Annotated in this window: 22 protein-coding genes; 12 read left to right on the top strand and 10 right to left on the bottom strand. The window is 73.5% G+C overall.

All coding sequences use genetic code 11. The features are described 5' to 3' along the window. Positions 1 to 26: 26 nt before the first annotated feature. Together B085_RS0131175 and B085_RS0131165 are read right to left on the bottom strand one after the other, a co-directional pair. Positions 27 to 212 carry a hypothetical protein gene (locus B085_RS0131175; protein ID WP_018562534.1) on the bottom strand — a complete coding sequence of 62 codons (186 nt, stop codon included), beginning with the start codon at positions 210 to 212 and terminating at the stop codon, positions 27 to 29. A 262-nt stretch (positions 213 to 474) separates the two neighbouring features. After that, positions 475 to 927 (bottom strand): lamin tail domain-containing protein, encoded by a 453-nt coding sequence (locus tag B085_RS0131165; protein WP_026251633.1) that lies wholly within the window; start codon positions 925 to 927, stop codon positions 475 to 477. Between the two features lie 327 nt (positions 928 to 1,254). On the opposite strand from B085_RS0131165, the gene B085_RS0131160 reads away from it, so the two are divergent. Further along, positions 1,255 to 2,118, top strand: coding sequence for a methyltransferase domain-containing protein (locus tag B085_RS0131160; protein WP_018562531.1), 864 nt, complete (start codon positions 1,255 to 1,257; stop codon positions 2,116 to 2,118). Here B085_RS0131160 and B085_RS0131155 read toward each other — a convergent pair. Further along, complete coding sequence (locus tag B085_RS0131155; RefSeq protein ID WP_018562530.1) at positions 2,081 to 2,671, bottom strand: TIGR03086 family metal-binding protein; 591 nt, start codon at positions 2,669 to 2,671, stop codon at positions 2,081 to 2,083. The two genes, B085_RS0131160 and B085_RS0131155, sit on opposite strands and share 38 nt — an antisense overlap. A gap of 210 nt (positions 2,672 to 2,881) precedes the next feature. On the opposite strand from B085_RS0131155, the gene B085_RS44355 reads away from it, so the two are divergent. After that, positions 2,882 to 5,320: an ATP-binding SpoIIE family protein phosphatase gene (locus tag B085_RS44355; protein WP_063741104.1), complete on the top strand. Its 2,439-nt coding sequence runs from the start codon at positions 2,882 to 2,884 to the stop codon at positions 5,318 to 5,320. A 47-nt stretch (positions 5,321 to 5,367) separates the two neighbouring features. On the opposite strand, the gene B085_RS0131145 is transcribed toward B085_RS44355, so the two are convergent. Continuing rightward, positions 5,368 to 6,504 (bottom strand): PP2C family protein-serine/threonine phosphatase, encoded by a 1,137-nt coding sequence (locus tag B085_RS0131145; RefSeq protein WP_078620149.1) that lies wholly within the window; start codon positions 6,502 to 6,504, stop codon positions 5,368 to 5,370. Between the two features lie 98 nt (positions 6,505 to 6,602). Continuing rightward, positions 6,603 to 7,361, bottom strand: a complete 759-nt coding sequence (locus B085_RS0131140; protein WP_018562527.1) for an IclR family transcriptional regulator — start codon at positions 7,359 to 7,361, stop codon at positions 6,603 to 6,605. Positions 7,362 to 7,657: 296 nt separating this feature from the next. Between B085_RS0131140 and B085_RS0131135 the strand changes: the two genes are divergently transcribed. Then, positions 7,658 to 7,930 carry a DUF1905 domain-containing protein gene (locus B085_RS0131135; RefSeq protein ID WP_018562526.1) on the top strand — a complete coding sequence of 91 codons (273 nt, stop codon included), beginning with the start codon at positions 7,658 to 7,660 and terminating at the stop codon, positions 7,928 to 7,930. Between the two features lie 16 nt (positions 7,931 to 7,946). Here B085_RS0131135 and B085_RS0131130 read toward each other — a convergent pair whose 3' ends face one another. Continuing rightward, the gene (locus tag B085_RS0131130) at positions 7,947 to 8,144 is read right to left on the bottom strand and encodes a hypothetical protein (protein WP_018562525.1); all 198 of its coding nucleotides are present in this window, start codon (positions 8,142 to 8,144) and stop codon (positions 7,947 to 7,949) included. A 169-nt stretch (positions 8,145 to 8,313) separates the two neighbouring features. Between B085_RS0131130 and B085_RS0131125 the strand changes: the two genes are divergently transcribed. Both B085_RS0131125 and B085_RS0131120 read left to right on the top strand, forming a co-directional pair. Then, complete coding sequence (locus B085_RS0131125; RefSeq protein WP_018562524.1) at positions 8,314 to 9,051, top strand: dienelactone hydrolase family protein; 738 nt, start codon at positions 8,314 to 8,316, stop codon at positions 9,049 to 9,051. After that, positions 9,051 to 9,341, top strand: a complete 291-nt coding sequence (locus tag B085_RS0131120; protein ID WP_018562523.1) for a DUF6295 family protein — start codon at positions 9,051 to 9,053, stop codon at positions 9,339 to 9,341. Before B085_RS0131125 ends, B085_RS0131120 begins: the two co-directional genes overlap by 1 nt. A gap of 12 nt (positions 9,342 to 9,353) precedes the next feature. Here B085_RS0131120 and B085_RS0131115 read toward each other — a convergent pair whose 3' ends face one another. Next, positions 9,354 to 10,547 (bottom strand): damage-control phosphatase ARMT1 family protein, encoded by a 1,194-nt coding sequence (locus B085_RS0131115; protein WP_018562522.1) that lies wholly within the window; start codon positions 10,545 to 10,547, stop codon positions 9,354 to 9,356. A gap of 179 nt (positions 10,548 to 10,726) precedes the next feature. Between B085_RS0131115 and B085_RS51730 the strand changes: the two genes are divergently transcribed. Beyond that, positions 10,727 to 11,662 (top strand): hypothetical protein, encoded by a 936-nt coding sequence (locus B085_RS51730; protein WP_018562521.1) that lies wholly within the window; start codon positions 10,727 to 10,729, stop codon positions 11,660 to 11,662. 50 nt (positions 11,663 to 11,712) lie between these two features. Here the strand turns inward: B085_RS51730 and B085_RS0131105 are convergent, their stop codons facing one another. Continuing rightward, positions 11,713 to 12,492, bottom strand: a complete 780-nt coding sequence (locus B085_RS0131105) for an alpha/beta hydrolase family protein (protein WP_234018700.1) — start codon at positions 12,490 to 12,492, stop codon at positions 11,713 to 11,715. Between the two features lie 386 nt (positions 12,493 to 12,878). On the opposite strand from B085_RS0131105, the gene B085_RS0131100 reads away from it, so the two are divergent. Further along, the gene (locus B085_RS0131100) at positions 12,879 to 13,118 is read left to right on the top strand and encodes a WhiB family transcriptional regulator (RefSeq protein WP_018562519.1); all 240 of its coding nucleotides are present in this window, start codon (positions 12,879 to 12,881) and stop codon (positions 13,116 to 13,118) included. A 208-nt stretch (positions 13,119 to 13,326) separates the two neighbouring features. On the opposite strand, the gene B085_RS0131095 is transcribed toward B085_RS0131100, so the two are convergent. Continuing rightward, entirely contained in the window at positions 13,327 to 13,662 is a 336-nt protein-coding gene (locus B085_RS0131095) for a DUF3040 domain-containing protein (protein WP_018562518.1), read from the bottom strand. 119 nt (positions 13,663 to 13,781) lie between these two features. Here B085_RS0131095 and B085_RS0131090 point away from each other — a divergent pair, with 119 nt between their 5' ends. The 3 genes from B085_RS0131090 (at position 13,782) to B085_RS47590 (ending at position 15,674) form a co-directional block, all read left to right on the top strand. Then, positions 13,782 to 14,018, top strand: a complete 237-nt coding sequence (locus tag B085_RS0131090; protein ID WP_018562517.1) for a DUF5133 domain-containing protein — start codon at positions 13,782 to 13,784, stop codon at positions 14,016 to 14,018. Between the two features lie 627 nt (positions 14,019 to 14,645). Continuing rightward, complete coding sequence (locus B085_RS0131085; RefSeq protein WP_037732844.1) at positions 14,646 to 15,062, top strand: hypothetical protein; 417 nt, start codon at positions 14,646 to 14,648, stop codon at positions 15,060 to 15,062. A gap of 318 nt (positions 15,063 to 15,380) precedes the next feature. Beyond that, positions 15,381 to 15,674: a DUF4240 domain-containing protein gene (locus B085_RS47590; protein ID WP_078620147.1), complete on the top strand. Its 294-nt coding sequence runs from the start codon at positions 15,381 to 15,383 to the stop codon at positions 15,672 to 15,674. A 120-nt stretch (positions 15,675 to 15,794) separates the two neighbouring features. Here the strand turns inward: B085_RS47590 and B085_RS0131075 are convergent, their stop codons facing one another. Next, positions 15,795 to 16,688: an aminoglycoside phosphotransferase family protein gene (locus tag B085_RS0131075; protein ID WP_018562514.1), complete on the bottom strand. Its 894-nt coding sequence runs from the start codon at positions 16,686 to 16,688 to the stop codon at positions 15,795 to 15,797. A 642-nt stretch (positions 16,689 to 17,330) separates the two neighbouring features. Between B085_RS0131075 and B085_RS45980 the strand changes: the two genes are divergently transcribed. Together B085_RS45980 and B085_RS0131065 are read left to right on the top strand one after the other, a co-directional pair. Then, positions 17,331 to 17,831 (top strand): GNAT family N-acetyltransferase, encoded by a 501-nt coding sequence (locus B085_RS45980; RefSeq protein ID WP_018562513.1) that lies wholly within the window; start codon positions 17,331 to 17,333, stop codon positions 17,829 to 17,831. 227 nt (positions 17,832 to 18,058) lie between these two features. Beyond that, positions 18,059 to 19,210: a glycoside hydrolase family 64 protein gene (locus tag B085_RS0131065; protein ID WP_086020757.1), complete on the top strand. Its 1,152-nt coding sequence runs from the start codon at positions 18,059 to 18,061 to the stop codon at positions 19,208 to 19,210. Positions 19,211 to 19,215 lie beyond the last annotated feature (5 nt).

Raw genomic sequence — 19,215 nt, 5'->3', positions numbered from 1 at the left:
GTGCCGGCCGGCACCACGGCGCTCCGTCATCCCCGCTGCCCGCGGCCGTACGCCCACGAACCCCACCACGCCGGGATCGGCGGATCGGCGGGGGCGGACGTCGGCTGGTCCGGGTGGAGTCCGAGCCGGCGCAGGGCGTCGGCGTCGACCCGTACGCCGAAGGTGCCGTGCCAGTGCCCGTCCTCCCGGATCCCGCAGACGAGGTCGATCACCAGCTCATGGCCGGTGAAGGGCCACCAGTCGATCCCCCGGTCCCGCAGTCAACGCGCCGTCAGCTCGGCGGGCCGGGGGCGGCCCGGCAGGTTCTCGCAGCCGAAGAGGGTCACCCATGTGCCCGGTTCACGGTCCATGCCGCCATCCTCGCGCAGCACGACGACGTGCCGCGGCGGATTTCCGCCGCGGCACGCCGTGGAGGGGACGGGTGGGCCGTGCCGGCCACGGGGAGGCGGCGGCACGGCCCGGATCTGGCGCCGGTCAGCGGCGGCCGCTCCAGGACTTCACGTCGACGACCCGGCGGTGGTCGTTGCGCAGGGTCGCGGCGTCGCGGCGGTCCCAGACGGAGTTGCGGCGGTCCTGGAAGACGTCGCGCCGGGTGTCGCGGCCGAAGCCGGTGTGCACGCGCACCTTCGAGTGCCCGACGAGCCACACGTTGTTGAAGCGGTAGCGGTTGCCGTCGCGGTCCGACAGCGTCCAGCCGCGCAGGTTGACCGAGCCGCGGCCGGTGTTCACCACTTCGATCCATTCGCCGCCGCCGCGACCGAAGCGGCCGCCGTGGCCGTCGCGGGTGTTGACGTCACCGATGACCACCCGGGAGGACCGGCCGTGGTCGCGGGTCTCCGCCGCTCCGGCCGGCAGGGCCACGGCGGCCACGACCGCTCCGGAGGCGAGGACGGTGGCGACGACACGACGAGTGATACGAGCAGACATGATGCCCCCTCAAAAAGGTGCGTTCCCGGCCCTTTCGGGCCGTTCCCGCGGTGCGGATGCTTCGGCGGTTGCCGATGGCCCAACTCTGACCCAGCGGCGGCGCGCACAACCGGAACAATCGCTTCGCGTTACAGAATGCGGACATATCCGTAACTGTTAGCTGTAAGCGACATCTGTCAATCTCAGCCGAAATATCGACTGTCTGCGCGATGCAACCACCCGCCGGGCACCGCCGTGCGGGCTTTTCGGTGTCACCCACACGACTGTCCTGATCGCCGGGCTGCCCCCGGCGGCCGGCGAAGGGCCCCGGTAACGGAGAATCGCGCCATGACGACACGCGGCACGGACCACGGGGACGTTCCGGGGCACGACCACGGCTATCTGCTGGACAACCGGCGGGCCGAGGCGGGGACACGCTTCGCCGCCTTCGCCGAGCTCTTCGACCCGGTGACGTTCCGGCACGTCGACGCGCTCGGCGTCGGCGCGGGGATGCGCTGCTGGGAGGTCGGCGCCGGGGGCGCCTCGGTGCCCCTCGGACTGGCCGCGCGCGTCGGCCCCGGCGGCGCCGTGGTCGCCACCGACATCGACGTGTCGTGGGCCCGTGAGGCCGCGGGCGGCGTCGTCGAGGTGCTTCGGCACGACGTCGCCGCCGACCCCGCGCCTCCGGGCGGCTTCGACCTCGTCCACGCCCGGCTCGTGCTCGTGCACGTCACCGACCGGGCGGAGGCGCTGCGGCGCATGGTCGGAACGCTGCGCCCCGGCGGCCGGCTGCTGCTGGAGGACGCGGATCCCGGGCTGCAGCCACTGCTCTGCCCGGACGAGTCCGGACCGGAGCAGCGGCTCGCCAACCGCCTGCGCTCGGGCTTCCGCGCACTGATGGCCGAGCGTGGGGCGGACCTGGCCTACGGGCGGACGCTGCCGCGCCTGCTGCGGGAGGCCGGGCTGGAGGAGGTCGGCGCCGACGCGTACTTCCCGATCACGTCACCGGCGTGCGCCGTCCTGGAGGCGGCCACGGTGCGGCACATCAGGGACCGGCTCGTGGCGGCCGGGCTGGCCACCGACGAGGAGGTCGACCGCCATCTGGCGAACGTCGCCGCCGGCACGCTCGACCTGGCCACGGCGCCCATGGTCTCCGCGTGGGGCCGCCGGCCGCTCAGCGCGGCGGGGTCCACCCCGGGTCCCGTCCGGTGAGGCCGACCAGCCGGTCCAGCGCCGGCGCGGAGTCCGGGACCGGTACGGGCCGGCCGAAGGGCCCCGAGCCGTCGCCGGATGCCGCCCGGGCGGCCGTGAGCAGGGCGAGCGCGACCTCCGTGGCCGACTCGTCGGGGCGGTGTTCGAGCCCCGTCGCCCGGGCCAGGTCCCAGCCGTGCACCAGCAGCTCGTTCAGCGCGAAACGGCCCGCGGCGTCCGCGGGCAGGGAGATCCCGCCGACCCTCGTCTCGCCCTCCCACGCCCCGGGGCCGTTCCAGGCCTCCGCCACCTCGGTCAGCAGGACGGGCAGCAGCTCGCGCCAGGCGCCCGGGAGCTCGGGGACGGAGGCGCCGGGATCGGTGTCCGTGGCCGGGCCGAAGTCCTTGCGGGCGGCGTCGCGGAAGCCGGCGCAGAGCCCGGCGATGTGCCCGATGAGGTGCGCCACGGTGTAGTCGGGACAGGGCGTGGGTGCGTCGAGGTGCTCGTCGCCGATCCGCTCCAGCAGCGCGCTCACGTCCCGGGAGGCCGGGCGGAGGTCGGGATGAGACGTCATGGGGATCTCCTGGGTCGGTTGCCGTCACCATTGAGGACCGGTGCGGTGCCCCGAATTCGTCGCCGTGCGCCGAAACTGCCTTCGTCGGTCGTGTTCCGGCAGGTCGCGACGGTGGGGCACGCACCGCGTGCCCCAGATCTTGACGGCGGGCAGTATTGGTCTGTGGGAACCCTTGGGTGTGCCAGGGCCGGGTGGGCGTGACGGGTGGACATGCGCGGCACGCTGTTCGCCGACGCCCCTGACGGTTTCCCCCGGTCCAGAGGCGACGCCTTCGCCGTCGTCGACGCACGGGGCACCGTGACGAACTGGTCCCCCGGCGCGGAGCGGCTGCTCGGCTGGGCGGCCTCCGAGGCCCGCGGACCGGTGTCCCGGCTGCTGTGGTCCCGCGCCGACGGCGCCCGCCTCGCGGGCCTCGTCTGCCCCGAGCACTCGGTCTTCCTGGGCCCGCTGCTTCTGCGGCACCGGGAGGGCACGCGCGTCGGGGTGGTGCTGTGGGGACATCCCCTCGCGCCGGACCAGTGGCTGCTGCAGGCGGAGAACGCCGAGGCGGTGCGGAACGACGACGTGCTCGGCGCGCTGCTGCACGGCCTGTTCACGGAGTCCCCGTTCATCATCGACGTCTTCGACACGGACCTGTGCTTCCTGGCCCGCAACGACTCCCGGATCCGCGCGACGGGCTTCCCCGACGACTTCGTCGGGCGCACCATGCGCGAGGTGTCGCCGCCCGGTCTGCTGGACACGGACGCCTTCGAGGCGCGCCAGCGCCTGGTGCTCGCCTCGGGCCGGGCGATGATCGGCAGCGAGGTGCGCGGCCGCGACCCCCGCGACCCGGACCGGGACACCGTCTGGTCGGAGACGATCCTGCCACTGCGCGGTGCCGACGGTGACGTGGTGGCCCTGGCGCACATGGTCTTCGACCTCACCACCGAGGCCCGGGCCCGGGAACGGCTCGACCTGGTCAACGAGGCCAGCGCGCGGATCGGCAGCACCCTGGACGTGCTCCACACGGCTCAGGAGCTGACGGACGTTGCGGTGCCGCGGTTCGCCGACTTCAGTTACGTCAACCTGCTGGACACGGTACTGGGCGGTGAGGAGCCGCTGCCCGGGCCGGTCGCCGAGACGGTGGCCCTGCGCCGCGCGGCGGCGACCATGGTCCCCGACGGCCCGGCGCGGACCGTGGTCTCGCCGGGTGAGGTGGACCGCTTCGCCTCCACGCCCGGCACCCCGGCCGCCCGGGCCCTGGCCACCGGGAAGCCGGTCCTGCTGACCGGCGAGGAACTGCTGGTCGAGCTCGAGGCCGCCGATCCCGCCCGGGCGCAGCTGATCCGCGGCTTCTCGGTGCGGTCCTGGCTGCTGGTGCCGATGTTCGCACGGGGGGCGGCGCTGGGCGTGGTGCTCTTCGTACGGTTCAGCCGGGCTCACTCCTTCGAGGCGGACGACGTCCTGCTCGCCCAGGAGTTCGTCGCGCGTGCCGCGGTCTGCATCGACAACGCCAGCCGCTACACCCGTGAACGCGCCACGGCGATGACCCTGCAGCGCAACCTCCTGCCGCAGCGGCTGCCGGTGCTGGCGACCGTGGAGACCGCCTCGCGCCACCTGTCCCGCGGCGGCCACGCCGGACTCGGCGGCAGCTGGTTCGACGTCATCCCGCTCTCCGGCGCGCGCACCGCCCTGGTCATCGGCGAGGCGGGCGGGCGCGGGCTGCACTCGGCGGTGTCGATGGGCCGGCTGCGGACGGCGGTGCGGACGCTGGCGGACCTGGACATGGCACCCGAGGAACTGCTGACGCATCTGAGCGACCAGGTCAAGCGCTTCCAGGACGAACAGGGCGGGCCCACGCCCGGGGCCACGGCCCCGACCTGCCTCTACGCGATCTTCGACCCGATCACCATGCGCTCCGTGATGGCGAGCGCCGGACACGCGATGCCGGCGCGGCTGAGCCCCGACGGCGAGGTGTCGGTGGGCGGGACCCCGGCGACCCCCGCGCTGGGCACCGGTGGCGTGCCGTTCGAGTGCGCGGAGATGGCCCACACCGACGGCGACCTCCTCGCCCTGTACACCTACGGGCTGCTCGCCCCGGAGTCCGGGGGCGGGGCGGTGGTGCGGCTGGGCGAGGCGCTGGCCGGTGCCGGTGCCTCCGCCGGGAGCGAGCCCGGCGAGGTCGCCGACGAGACCCTGCGCAGGCTGGTGCCCGGCGGGCAGCCCGGGGAGGACGTGTCGCTGCTGGTGGCGCGACTGCACCGGCTGCCGCCGGACCGGTACGCGACCTGGGACCTGCCGGACGCGCCGGAGTCGGTCGGGCGGGCGCGCGGGCTGGTGACCCGGAAACTCACCGAATGGGACCTGGCGGAGCTGGAGTTCACCACCGAGCTGCTGGTCAGCGAGCTGGTCACGAACGCGATCCGCTACGGCTCGCCGCCGGTGCGGCTGCGGCTGATCCGCGACCGCCGGCTGATCTGCGAGGTCGGGGACGGCAGCAGCACCTCGCCGCACGTCCGTCGCGCCCTGGAGACGGACGAGGGCGGGCGCGGGCTGTACCTCGTCTCGCAGCTCGCTTCGCTCTGGGGCACGCGCTACCACGCCCGTGGCAAGACCCTCTGGGCCGAGCAGCCGCTGCCCGCACCGGACGGGACGCCGGACGACCTCTGACCGCCGGTGGGTCAGGCGGCGCCGCCGACGGTCAGACGGCCGGCGGGTCAGGCGGCCCCGGTCCCGCACACGCCACCGGTGACGGCGGGGACGGGCTGCTCGGTGACGGGCGCGACACCTGAGGTGCTGCGCAGCAGGAGCAGCGCCGCGTCGTCGTGCAGCCTGCCGCCGACGTGGTGCAGCAGGTCCTCGTGGAGCGCGGCCAGGGTGCGCGCCGGTTCGTCGGTCAGATGCCGCGCGACGCGTTCGTCCAGGGGGTAGAAGCGGCGGCCGTGGTCGCGGGCCTCGACGACACCGTCGGTGTACAGCAGCAACTGGTCGCCCTCGTAGAACGGCAGTACCTGGAGCTCCGGCTCCTCCCCGGCCAGCGCGCGCAGCCCGAGCGGCGGGACGTGGCCGGAGGACTCGACGGCGACAACGTCGCCTCCGCGCAGCAGCAGCGGGTGGGCGTGGCCGCAGTTGACGACCTCCATGCGGCCCGGGCGGGGGTGCCCGACGACGACGGCGGTGACGAAGTCGTCCGGGCCGAGGTTGCGGGCCAGACTGCGCTCGATCCGGTCGACGACGTCGAGCAGGTCGGGCTCGTCGTACGCCGCCTCGCGGAACACGCCCAGCACCAGGGCTGCGGTGCTCACCGCCGGCAGTCCCTTGCCGCGGACGTCGCCCACGATCAGCCGCACCCCGTAGGGCGTGGGCACCAGGGCGTACAGGTCGCCGCCGATCCGGGCCTCCGCCGCGGCCGCGCTGTAGCGCACGGCGACCTGGAAGGGGCCGACCGTCTCCGGGACGGGCAGCAGCAGTGCCTGCTGCGCGGCCTCGGCGACCGAGCGGACGGCCGCGAGCACGCGTTCGCGGCGCTTGCGGAGCGCCGCGCCCAGCCCGCTCGCCAGGGTGACCGCGGTCAGCGCGCCCAGCACGATGGCCAGCTTCTCGCCGGGCGTGTCGTTGTAGGCGCCGAGGACGGCGGCCAGCGCCACGGCGAGCACACCGGCTCGCAGCACGCGCCAGGGGCCTCCGACGGCCGCGGCGAGCGCCGGGCCGACGGCGAGCAGCGGCAGCCAGTCCGGGCCGCTGCCGCTGACGAAGGCGACGAGGGCCACCGCGCAGATGATCAGAAAGGGCGTTCCCGAGGCGGCGTGCCACACCGGCCGGCCGCCGCGCCGCTGGTCCGGGGCTTGACTCATGTTCGTCCGCAATCCCTGCCTGTGTGAGGCGTCACACCACTGCCGTCCGTTTCGACCAGTTAATGGGTGTACGCGGCCCGGCCACAAGGGCGGGGATTTCAGATAGTGAGCGACAGCCCCCGGGTCACGCGGCTCGCCGTCGCGAGCAGCTTGGCGCGCACCTCGTCGCGCGCGGCGACCCGGTCCGCGCGGAGCGAGACACCGAGCGAGCCCAGGGTGCCGCCGCTGTAGACGGGCACCGCGACGCAGACGGTGCCGAGGGCGTACTCCTCCAGGTCCATGACGGCGGGCGGGGCCGGTACGTCCTCCAGCCGCCGCAGCAGTTCGGTGCGGCGGGTGATCGTGCGCGGGGTCAGATCGGCCAGCGGGTGGCGGGAGAGGTAGTCCTCGCGGGACTCCTCGTCCAGCTCGCGCAGCACGCACTTGCCGAGCGCGGTGGCGTGTCCCGCGTCGTCGAAGCCCACCCAGAGGTCGACCCGCGGGGTGCGGGGCCCGTCGACGATGTCCGCCACCCGGATCTCGCCGTCCTCGTAGAAGGTCAGATAGGCGGCGGCCGACAGGTCGTCCCGCAGCGCGGCCAGCGCCGGCCGGACGCGGCTGAGCGGCATCTGCGGACGGCTGGCGGCATGCAGGGCATCGAGCTTCTCGCCGAGGGCGAAGCAGCCGTCGTCGAGCTTGCGCACATATCCGTCGTGGGTGAGGGTCCGCAGCAGGTGGTAGGCGGTGGCGAGCGGTAGTTCCGTCTCGCGCGCCAGCTGCTTCGCCGGCGCGCCGGACTCGTGTGCGCCCACCGCCTCCAGCAGGCGGAAGGCCCGCTGGACGGACGTGATGAGCGTCGGTCCGCCCTGAGCAGCCATGCCTCCAGCCTGCGCCCCCCGCGGGGCCCGGGCAAGCGCCGGGGAACGCCGGGATCGTCCTCGACGGCGGCATCCGGCCGGCCGGTCGCGCCCTGGCCCGGCCCGCCCGGCGCGCGGCCCGCCCCTCGGCCCGGAGACGGCCTTCGGACAGGGCGGCGTCACCGCCACCCCCCTCCGGGCAGGACATCGAGACCGCCACCCTCGACCTCCAGGCACCCCCCGCACCCGCCGCGGCGATGAGTTCCGGGGGCCCGCTCCGTCATCAAGGGTGAGGGCGACACCACCGGAGGCGTTCGATGATCGACAAGCAGTTCACCGCCGTGTTGCGGAGGAGCCCGGCCAAGGGCGGCTGGACCTACGTCGTATGGCCCGAGGCCGCGGAGTTCTTCGGCACCCGCGGGCTGGTCAAGGTACGGGGCACGATCGACGGGCAGCCGTTCCGCAGTTCGTTCATGGCCCTGGGCGACGGCACCCACAAGCTTCCGGTGAACGCCGGGATCCGCAGGGCGATCGGCAAGGGCGAGGGGGACACCGTCACCGTGCGCCTGGAGGAACGGCTGGACCGCTGAGGGGCGTGCGGCCCGTTCAGCCCGTCTCCGCCAGGGCGCGCACCGTGCCGGCCAGGGACCGCCAGGCCAGGGCTGAGCCGGGCGTGGCGGCGTGCGGGGAGCGGAAGTCGCCGAGGAAGGCGGCGACGTCCGCAAACCGCCGGCGCAGTCCGTGGAGGGCGAGGCCTTCGGGATCCGGGCGGCGGCCGACCGCGTAGCCACGTCGATCCCCCACGTACGCAGCGCGTCACCCAGCTCCGGCTCGCCGATCCCTTCGGGCCGTCCTCTCATACGGCGACCCTACGAAGTGGGTTCCGCCCGGGTCCAGGGCGGGGCGGCGGCCGGGGGAAGGCGGACGCGGCATAGAGTGCTGATCATCCGTCCCCCTGGAAGGATCGACGTGCATGTATGACGCACTCCTCGCCGAGACCGTGACCGTCACCGGCCACGGCGGCGACCTGATCGAGGCGTACTCCGCCCGCCCCATGGCCCCCGGTCCCCTCGGCGGCGTCGTGGTGATCCACCACATGCCCGGCTACGACGACCCCACCAAGGAGATCACCCGGCGGTTCGCCGCGGAGGGCTTCGCGGCCGTCTGCCCGAACCTCTACAGCCGTGAGGCGCCCGGCGCGTCGCCGGACGACGCGGCCGCGGCGGCACGCGCGCGGGGCGGCGTGCCCGACGAGCGGTTCCTGGGGGACGCCGCGGGCGCCGCCGCGTACCTGCGGGGCCTGCCGTCGTCCAACGGCAAGGTCGGCGTGATCGGTTACTGCTCCGGCGGGCGCCAGGCCTTCCTCGCCCTGGCCTCGCTGGACGTGCAGGCCGGCGTGGACTGCTACGGCGCCTTCGTCGCGGGCCGGCCGCCGGAGGGATTCCCGCTCCAGGTCGAGCCCGTCGTCCACCTGACGAAGGACCTGCACGGCCCGCTGCTGGGGCTGTTCGGCGCGGAGGACAGCTACCCCTCCCCCGAGCACGTCGCCGAGCTGGAGGCCGAGCTCAAGGCGCAAGGCAAGCCGTACGAGTTCCACACCTACGAGAACGCCGGCCACGCCTTCTTCGCTGTGAACCGTCCGAGCTACCGCAACGAGGCGGCGGTCGACGGCTGGTCGAAGGTCCTGGCCTTCTTCAGGGAGCACCTCTGATGTGCACGTACCTCACCGAGAAGATCCGCGTCGACGGCAGCGGCAAGGGCGCCCAGGGCTACTTCGGGCTGACCGAGGCCATGGTCTACGTCGACCACCCGCAGCACGCGCCGTACGAGCACACCGTCAACATCGACTTCCTCAACCCGGCGCTGGGGGCCTCGGCCCGGGTCGCCGTCGAGCTCACCGAGGAGGCGGCACTGGCCCTGGTCGACGCGATCCGCTCCGCGCTGGCGGCGGCCCCGCCCGGGCTGGCCTCCTCCGGGCAGGCCGCGCCGGCGGCACACTGACGGAACGGGCCGTCACCCCGGGACCGTGACCTGGATCAGGGCGTGCGTGCCGCTGGTGCGCCACGCGGTGCCGCCGGCGTCCAGCCGGGCCACGGTCTCGGGGGCGAGCCCCGCGACGGTGTCGGACTTGAGGGTACGCAGGGTGGCGACCGGCCCCGGGAACCAGGTGGTGACGTCCGCGAACGGCACGGTCGGGGGCCAGAGCCGGTCGTCCACCAGGCGCCGGTAGTTGAGGTCGCCCTTCATCACCGTCAGCCGCGCGGCCGCGAAACGTTCCCGCAGGTCGTCCGGCATGTCGCGGTAGCCGAGCGGCGCGCACGCGAAGGGGTGCGCGGTCAGCGTGAGCCGCCCCTCGCGCAGCGCGGCGAGCAGCCGCCCGCCGGTGCGGGCCGCCTCACCGGAGGCGGCGGTCATCCGGCGCAGGCAGGACAGGACGTCCTGGGTGGTGGCGTCGGAGACGTAGTAGGGGCGGGGTTTGACGAGCAGGTCGACCTCGCGGGCGCGTCCGCTCGCGAGGAGGTCGTCGACGAGGGCGAGGTCGGCCAGGATCTCGCGGGCGCTGTTGTCGGTGACCACGACGACCGTGCCGCCGTCCAGCAGGGACCACAGCCGCACCGACTCGTCGGCGACGAACGTCCCGGAGGCCTCGGGGGCGGCCGCCTCGGCCACCATGGTGAACCCGAGGTCCGCCTGGTTGCCCCACACCGCGGCCGCGAGCAGGACGTGTTCGCGGTCGTCGGGGGCGAGCCCGGGCAGCTCGTCGAGGGCGGCGAGGTCGGCGGCGAAGCCGGGACCGTCCAGTTCGGCGTCCTTGAACGGCGCGAACAGGTCGACGCCGTGCCACGCCCCGGGGGCGAGGTAGCCGGCAGGGTCGAGCAGCCGGCGGTAGAAGTACGACTCCGACCACAGGAAGGGCAGTTCGGCCCACGGCCGCCCGAAACGCCCTTCGCCCCACTCCTCCCACGCCGCCCGGTCCGGCGCCTCCCGCGGCAGCCCGGCGACCGTGCCGGAGCGCGACTCCTCCAGCAGCGCCGCGAAGGCCCGGCGGCGCTCCGGCCCGTACGGGACGGCGTCCAGGATGCGGCCGACCAGCACGGGGTGCCGGTCCTGGAAGACGCTCCGGGCGAAGGACCCGGGCTCGTCACAGGTGATCGGCGGTGCCGGCGGGAGCGCGGGGCCGGGGAGGCCTTCGGGGTGTCCACCCATGCGTCGTCGTCCTCCAGCGGTCGGGGGCGGGGGCAGCGTCCGCGGGCATTCTCACAGGAAGCGGAGGCGAAGTGGGGCACCCAGGCCGTGCGCGGACGCGCGGCACGCGCGGTTCCCCTGCGGCGCTGTGTGGGGCACTCTGTCCGCGGCGGGGAGACGGGGAGCGACGGGGAGGGCCCATGGCCATGGTGCGTGAGGTGGGGGCGGACGGCGGCGCGCCGCCTGCGACGGTGGTGCTTGTGGAGGCGGGGCCGCGGGTGACGGACGTCGTGGCCGTGCTGGGCCGGCTGACGGGACGGGGCGAGGAGCACTGCCGGTTCCTCACGGGCCGGGTGCCGGTGGCGGTACTGCGCGACGTGCCGGAGGAGCATGCCGAGGCGGCCGTGGCCACACTGCGCGCCGCCGGGGCCACCGCGGAGATCGGGTGGCTCGGCGGGTCCTCCGGCCTTGCCGGAGCCGGAAGTCCCGCCGGGGCCCGAAGTCCCGTGCGGGTGTCGGACCTCGACCGGGCCCTCACGCAGGGACGGGAGCGGCCGCTGCCGCCCGAGGTCGAACGGCTGCTGCGGGACGTCGGCGCTCCGCCGCGGCTCGCGGCCCACCTGCGGCTCGTGCACGACGTGGCCTGCGAACTGGTGGAGTGGGTCCGTCAGTACAGCCCGGACCTGGTCGTCGACCGCGAGGCCGTGCTCTTCGGCGCGGCCACCCACGACATCGGAAAGGCGCTGCACGTCGGCGAGTCGTCGGGGCCGGGCAGCGCCCACGAGGGGGCGGGCCGCGCGCTGCTGCTGGCGCGGGGCGTCGCGCCGCGCCTGGCGCGCTTCGCGGCCACGCACGGGTCGTGGACGGACGGGGCCGTCACCATGGAGGACCTGCTGGTGAGCATGGCCGACAAGGTCTGGAAGGGCAGACGCGTCACGGAGCTGGAGGACCTGGTCGTCGACCGGCTGGCCGGGGCGACCGGCGACGAGCGCTGGGAGGTGTTCCTGGCGCTGGACGGATTCCTCGGCGAGGTCGCCGCCGACGCAGACCGGCGCCTGGCCTTCCACACGGCGTTCCCCGTGGCCCGGGGCGTGGGGAGCCCCGCCGCCCTGGGGCCCGGACCGGGCGGCTTCTGAGGGGCGGAGGCGGCGGCGGCGCGGTCAGTAGTCAGCACGGTTCAGCGCGGTCAGCGCAGGTGCCGCGCGAAGAAGTCGGCCGCCTCCCCGCCGACGCGGTGACGGACCGCCGGGTCGGCGGGCTCCGGCCCGGGGAAGTCGTCATGTCGGACGTGGGCACCGACGCAGCGGCCGCTCGCCGTGGGGATGTGCTCCAGGTAGGGCCTGGTGTCGGCCTCGTACGGGTTGACCGTGTCGGCACCTCCCCAGCGAATGCCCACGGGCACCCGGACCGCCGCCAGGCTCCCCGGCGTGACAAATCCGCCCACGCCGGGGGCCACTTGGAAGACCGCCCGCACCCGTGCGTCCGAGAGATCCGCCCCCGCGCCGTCGAGCGCCCGCCGTACCGAGAGGGCGTCGGGGTACTTCTCGCGGTACGCCTCGAGCACACCGGGGAACTCGGATATGTCCGGCAGCGGGGCGGCGCCCGACAGCACGGCCCACAGCACGTCCATGGCGAGGCGGGCCCCGGCGAGCGCCACCGCCGTGTGGGTGCCAGGCGAGAAGCCCGCCGCCCCGACCGGTCCCAGTTGTCGTTCCCGGGCGAGTGCGTCGAGGGCGAAGGAGACGTCCCGCGGCCGCTCCCACACGGGGAGGAAGCCCTCCGGCTCGTATCCGTCCACGCAGTCGTTGCCGTGGTGGTCCCGGGCCAGTACCCGCGGACCCGCCGCGCGCAGCGGACGCACCAGCCACTCCATGTCGCCGCCCGAGCCTCCGGTGCCGTGCGAGACGACGACCAGCGGGGCGGGCCCGGCCGGCGGTGCGTCCGGCTCCCCCAGGTGGATCCGCACCGGGCGCGGACGGGCCGGCACCCCCAGTGGCGGCGGGACTCGTCGTACAGGACGCCTACCAGCGGCTGTTCGGGCCCGGAGATCGCCATGACGCCGTCCTAGGGAGCCGGCCCGGCCGCTCAGGCGCGCGGCCTCGTGGCGTCAGGCCGCCGGGACGGCCTCCTCCCAGGCGGCATGGTCGTGCTGCGTCATGGGCCCTCGCCTCCGGGGTCGGTTTCCCAGCGGATCCTTTCACCGGGCCCAAGACGCTCCGGTGGCGGGTCCTTTCGGCCGTTCGCGCATCCGCCGCGAATCGGGCGGCATCGGCTCCGGCACATCGGGTAGGCGCGGCATCACGGCATTGTCCGTGACACCCCCGAACGCTTCCTCCGGAAGGAGTCGAGACGATGGGCTGGTGGCGAAGCGCCGCTTGCGCACAAGAGGATCCGGAACTGTTCTTCCCGGTCGGCTCGTCGGGCCCGGGTGCGGGGCAGGAGGCCCGCGCCAAGGCGGTCTGCGAGAGGTGCCCGGTGGTGGGCGACTGCCTTGAATGGGCACTCGCCACCGGGCAGTCCGCGGGTATTTGGGGCGGCACGTCCGAGGAGGAGCGCCGCGCCGTACACCGCCGCGCCGCCCGCGCCGGGTGAGCGCCCCGCGGACCCGGTCCCGGTGTGACGGGGCGGGGGTCGGCGCCCGCGGGCGCCGACGGCGAAGACCTCGGGCTCTCCCCGCGGCCCGGCACCCGGGGCCGGGACCCCACCTCGACGACGGCCCCTCGCCTGTCCGGCAGGGGCCGCCGAGGTGCGCTCGCGGGCGTGGCGCGGTCGTCGTCGCTGATCCGGCGCCGGGACCGGATCAGCGCCGACGGCGGGTGCGGCGCCGACGGGCCGTGCCCGGGAGGCGTACGGCCACGACCAGCGTGACGAGCCACGTCACCACGAAGGCGCAGACGACGGCCAGCAGGGTCGTCACGGTCGCGGCGATCAGCAGCCCCAGGCACACGATCGCCAGCAGCGCCAGCAGCAGGGCGCGTGGCCGCCGCAAAAGGTCGGCCGGACCCGGGTGTGCGTCCGGCTCCGGGTCCAGCCGCATGGTGCGCAACTGACGTTCGAGCACGTCGTCGTCGCGCATCAGGTCCTCGATCTCCGCCAGCGCACGCCGTTCGCGCTCCGTGAGCCCCGAACCCTCCATCACCGCCCCCTCCACCACCCGCCCATGCCAGTCACTTACCCCGAATGGCGGAAGGGATGAGGGGTACCCGGTCGCGGAGTCGCAGAATGTGCCCGCGTCGTGACGGAGGGATCCCGATCATGTTGATGGCCCATCCCGTGGTTCTGCACATGCTGGTCGAGCAGTACGAGGCGCTGCGGGCGGCGGAGGCCGTAACCGGTGGGAGCGACGGCCCCGAGGCGCGCCGACGGCTGGAGGACGCGGCGTACACGCTGTGTGTGGCCACCGGGACCACGGACCTGGAGGCCGCGCTCGCGGCCGCCCGCGGCAGGGTGCCGAGAGCGCGGCCGGCGGACGGCGCCGTTCCCGGTTCCTGAAGTCGGCCCGCGTGAGTGGCCGACTCCCGGGTACGCGCCCCTCAGCGCAGACGGCCCGAACCGGGAGGAACGCATGACGACGAACGCCACGCCCCCCAACGATCCGGTGCCCCCGAGCCCCACGCCGTCGCCCGGCCCCACGGGACCGGAGCCGGGCCCCGCACCCGGGCCCCTCCCGCCGGGCGGCCCGGACCCGCTGCCGCCGACGCCCCCGCCCCACGGGCCGGACCCCGTTCCCCCGGACCCCACGCCGCCGGGCCCCGGACCCGAACCGGGGCCGCTCCCGTCACCGGGACCCGCTCCGCAGCCCGCGACCTGAGGAAGACGAACCGCGGCCGCGGAAGACGCACGGCCCCGTCCGCCACGGCGAGCACGACCGGCCCGCAACGCCGGGGTTCGGGTCAGCCCCCGCATGTCGTGGCGGACCGTGGGCTCCGAGACGGTCGCCAACGGTCCGCAGTGATGAGTGCGTTGGCGTTGATGTCAGCGGTTGATGCCAGCCGAGACGGCGGGCGGAGTCTGACGAGGTCGACACCACGTCCGGAGATGCGGCTGTGGCATGAGGTCCTATGCCGTTTAGCCTCTGGCCGAGAGCCCGCTACGGCAAGCGATTCGGGGGTGGAGGCGATGGCGGTCGGTGAGTCGGTCAGGTATCCGTCCGTATGCGAGACCTGCGGCGCCGTGGCGGAGTGTGACGGCGGTGAGGGCCTGGTTGACGGTGAAGTGCGCTGGGACATCGCAAGGAGCTGTGCAGCCTGCGGCATGTACGTGATCGCCTGTGGTCGATCGGATGTGCCGGGAGATCTGCGGGAACGGCTGCTGTCCGAGCATGGTCCGGCGCGACTGCAGCTCTGCGACCCGTCGTCCAGTGCCGTCGTACTCATGAGGGTGATACGTGCCGAACTGGGACTCGACTTGATCCAGGCGAAGGCCATGGCGCATCGAGTACGCGCGGGAACGCAAACGGGGACGCTGACCGAAATGGCGTTCCTCGCCCACCGGCTACGCCAGGCAGGCGTTCAGGCGACGACTCGACGCCCGTAACGGCTGGCACCAAGTCGTACACGTTGCGCCGGCGTGCGGGGCAGCGAGTACCCCGGGCGCGGAGGCTGGAGCAAGTTCCTGATGCACCGCATGGGGCACCCGGTGAGGGCCGCACTGATCTACGTGGACAACCAGAGCCGGCGGGTCACGGGACCGGTCCCGACATGGATTCCGCTGGACTTTCTGGCACTTGAGTGGCACGGCGGCCACCACAGGCGGTAAAAGATCAAGGCCCGGTTTCCGGATTCATGCTGGATGCTCTGGGCTCTTGCCATGCGTGGGGTGGCGACCGTCGTTGGCCGTGGCTGACCGCCTGATGTGGCACGGCTGTGGCACGCCGCCCTGGATCGCAGGGACTACGGGCACGCCCTGTCGGGTGACGCTTTCCTGTACACCCGAGCCGCTGTAGCTGCCGCTGGCCGAGAAACGTACGACCGCGTCCTACAGGATCCGGCGGAGTTCGAGCCGTTCGCCACTGGCGGCGTATGGGCCGAAAGCTTGCTCAACGTTCCAGATCGAGCTTATGAGCACGTCACTGGCGAGGAGTGGGGACGCTGGACGCGCTACTCCTGCGAGTCCTACTCCAACACCGCAGGCTGGGCTGACTCCTAGAGCCCCTCAGCTCTGCTACACGCGAACCCAGTTGGCGAAGTGACGGCGCAAGTGGACTCCAGCCGATGGCACCCGACCTGTATGTGCAGTCTCAAGTCGGCTGCGATCGGGGCGACGTCACTACGTCGACTCCAGAATGCGGTCGAGGGTACGGCGTCCCATTGCGCTCATCGTCGGATTGCTCTCGACGTAGTACCAGACAAGACCCATCGCCTGTTCGAAGGCCCATGCCTTGCCGCGCTCCCACTCCAGATCGTCGCAGGCCAATGTCCGCCGGAGCACTTCCCGTGGGCCCGGTTGCAACAGGTGCCAGGCGCTGACCAGATCCAGCGCCGGGTCGGCCGGGCCGAAGCCGCCGGTGTCGAGTACGCCGCTGAGCCGGTCTCCCGCGACCAGTACGTTGCCGGGGATCAGGTCACCGTGGCTCATCACATCGGCAGCCGTGCGTGGCAACTCCCGCAGCCGAGACCACACTTGGCGCAGCCGGGGTACGTCGAGCAGGTCCTCGCTCTCCTCGAAGCACTTCGCCATCCAGTCGTCGTGGTGAGCGAGAACGCCGCCACGGTTGTCGCCGTCGAAACGCCGACCCCGCGTCTCGGCATCCCGCAGGGCCGCGATGAAGGCCGCGAGGTCCTCGGCGAAAGCGTCCGACCCACTGGGGTCGGCGTCGAAGGCGACCGTTCCCGGCAGCCACGTCTGGACCGACCACGGCATGGGGCAACCGGCTCCGGGCTTTCCCAGGGCGACGGGTTCCGGAACGGGGAACCGGGACACCTGCGCCAGCTCCGCGCTCGCCTGGGCTTCCCGTTCCAGGACCGCCAGCGCCTCCGCGGCATCGGTCAGACGCAGCGGGAACCGCGCGGAGAGGTCGTCCCCGATGCGGAAGATGGCGTTGACCGTCCCGGTCGACGACTGGAGTCGGATCGCCTTGCCGCTCCACTGAGGGAACTGCTCCCGGATCAGGGCCGCAACGATGTCGGTGGTGACGTCGACCTGGTCGTCGTGCATGGTCATTCTCGCGGGGCCTCTCCGAGTCCGAGGTGAACAGTCCCATGCGAAGCGCCGCAGACAGGCCGGATCAATGGAGACGACAGCCAGTATTCATGCGCCGCGGTCTGGATCAACTGGAATTCTCGGACACCCAGGCGTCTCACCCGTTCCGGCCGGCCCCAGGCCACAGCCGCGGCCTCGGAGGGTCCTCGGGCACTCCCCGGTCATCTCGGCTGCGGCACGTGCAACTGGAAACGGCGTCAAGGCGTCCTGCCAGATCATGAGCCGAACCGAGTCGCGGTCGTATGCAACGACAACAGGCTCCTGTGTCTGCTTGCGGGCCATCCCAGCGCCGACAGCGCGGTCCTGCCAGCGGTCCACGCTGCCGTGGCGGCGAAGCTCGCCGAGGGCGAACGACCGCATGCCGCCGTGCTCACGCTTGCAGGACGTACGGAGATCGAGGCGGAAGAGGTGCGCCGACTCGGGACCTTCCGAGGGGCTTCCTCTCGCCTGCGCGGCCGGCTCGACCGGCGCCTCGGCGCCCGCGGATGACCCCACGTGCATCGATCCGGAGGCGACGATCCCGTTCTTCGGCGGGGCCCGTACGCTGACCGCTCGGGCCGCCGCCCTGCCCGACGGCGCCCGGACACGAGAGGCGGAGGAACGATGGAGCTGCTCCGGTCCGACGACGCGGGCGGGCCGCACGGTGGAGACGCGACGTACGCCGGCGCGGTCGCGGGCTGGCCCGTGACGGCACGGGAGGTCGCCCTGTGGTGCGGGCGGCACGAGCACCCGCTGGCGGGCGCGGTGGTCGCGGGCTGGCGCGACGCGGAGGACGTCGAGGCGTACCTGCTGTACGACGGACCCGAACTCGTCGGCTACGGCGAACTCTGGCTGGACGCCGAGGAGGACGAGGTCGAACTGGCCCGCGTCATCGTCGCGCCCTCGGCCCGCGGGCGCGGCCTCGGGCGGCGTCTGATCACCGGGCTGACCGCGCGGGCCCGGCTCACCGGCCTGGCGGAGGTCTTCCTGCGCGTGCACCCCGACAACGACGCCGCGCTGCACTGCTACCTGGGGGCGGGCTTCGCCCCGGTCCCCGCGGAGCAGGCGGCCGAGTGGAACGTGCCGCAGCCGGTCGCGTACCTCTGGCTGCGGCACGCGAACTGACACAGCGCCGCCGAGGGCCGAGGGCACGTGTGCGCCGTCGACCACTCCGACGGGACGCGTTGACATGTCCGCCTCACGCGTTGACGCTTGAGAGCGCTCTCACGCACTTTCCGCCACCCCGGCGTCCCTCCACCCCCCACACGAGGAGGAAGCGCGTGCACATCCGACGCATCCCCGTCGCGTCCCTGCCGGCCGCCCTGCTGACCGCTCTGCTGACCGCTCTGCTGATGACGGTCGGCCTCACCGTCCTCGGCACCTGGTCCCCCCGCGCCGAGGCCGCCGTCCCCGCCACCATCCCGCTGACGCTCACCAACAACTCCGGCCGCGACGAACCCGTCTACCTCTACGACCTGGGCACCGAACTCGCCACGGGCCGCCAGGGCTGGGCCGACGCGAGCGGCACCTTCCACCCCTGGCCGGCCGGTGGCAACCCGCCGACACCGGCGCCGGACGCCTCGATCCCCGGCCCCGCCAACGGGAGGTCCGTCACCATCCGCATCCCCAGGTTCTCCGGCCGCATCTACTTCTCCTACGGCCGGAAACTGGACTTCAGGCTGACCACGGGGGGCCTGGTGCAGCCCGCGGTGCAGAACCCCTCCGACCCCAACCGGGACATCCTCTTCAACTGGTCCGAGTACACGCTGAACGAAGCCGGACTGTGGATCAACAGCACCCAGGTGGACATGTTCTCCGCCCCGTACGCCGTCGGCCTCAAGCGCGCCGACGGCAGCACCACTACCACCGGGCACCTCGTGCCGGGCGGCTGGAACGGCTTCTTCGCCGCCCTGCGCGGCCGGACGGGCGGCTGGGCGGACCTCGTACAGACCCGCTCCGACGGGACGGTGCTCCGCGCGCTCTCCCCCGGCCACGGGACCGAGACGGGCGCGCTCCCGCGCACCGTCATGGACGACTACGTCAACCGCGTCTGGCAGAAGTACTCCGCGGCGACGCTGACGGTGACGCCCTTCGGCGACCGGCCCGGCACGAAGTACTACGGGCGGGTCGCCGACGGCGTCATGCGCTTCACCGACGCCTCGGGGTCCGTCGTCACCTCGTTCCAGAAGCCGGACGCCGACAGCGTCTTCGGCTGCCACAAGTTGCTGGACGCGCCCAACGACCTGGTGCGCGGGCCGATTTCGCGCACCCTGTGCGCCGGCTTCAACCGCTCGACCCTGCTCACCAACCCGGCGCAGCCGGACACCGGCGCGGCCGGCTTCTACCAGGACCCCGTGACGAACCACTACGCCCGCGAGATCCACGCGCGGACGGCCGACGGGAAGGGGTACGCGTTCGCCTTCGACGACGTCGGCCACCACGAGTCCCTGGTCAACGACGCCGACCCGCAACAGGCGTACATCACGCTGGATCCGCTCGACTAGCGTCG

The sequence above is a fragment of the Streptomyces sp. BoleA5 genome, assembly GCF_000373665.1.
In the GTDB taxonomy this organism is placed as follows: domain Bacteria; phylum Actinomycetota; class Actinomycetes; order Streptomycetales; family Streptomycetaceae; genus Actinacidiphila.
The sequence above is the reverse complement of the archived record's forward strand: the minus strand, read 5'-3'. Positions and strand labels throughout refer to the sequence as shown.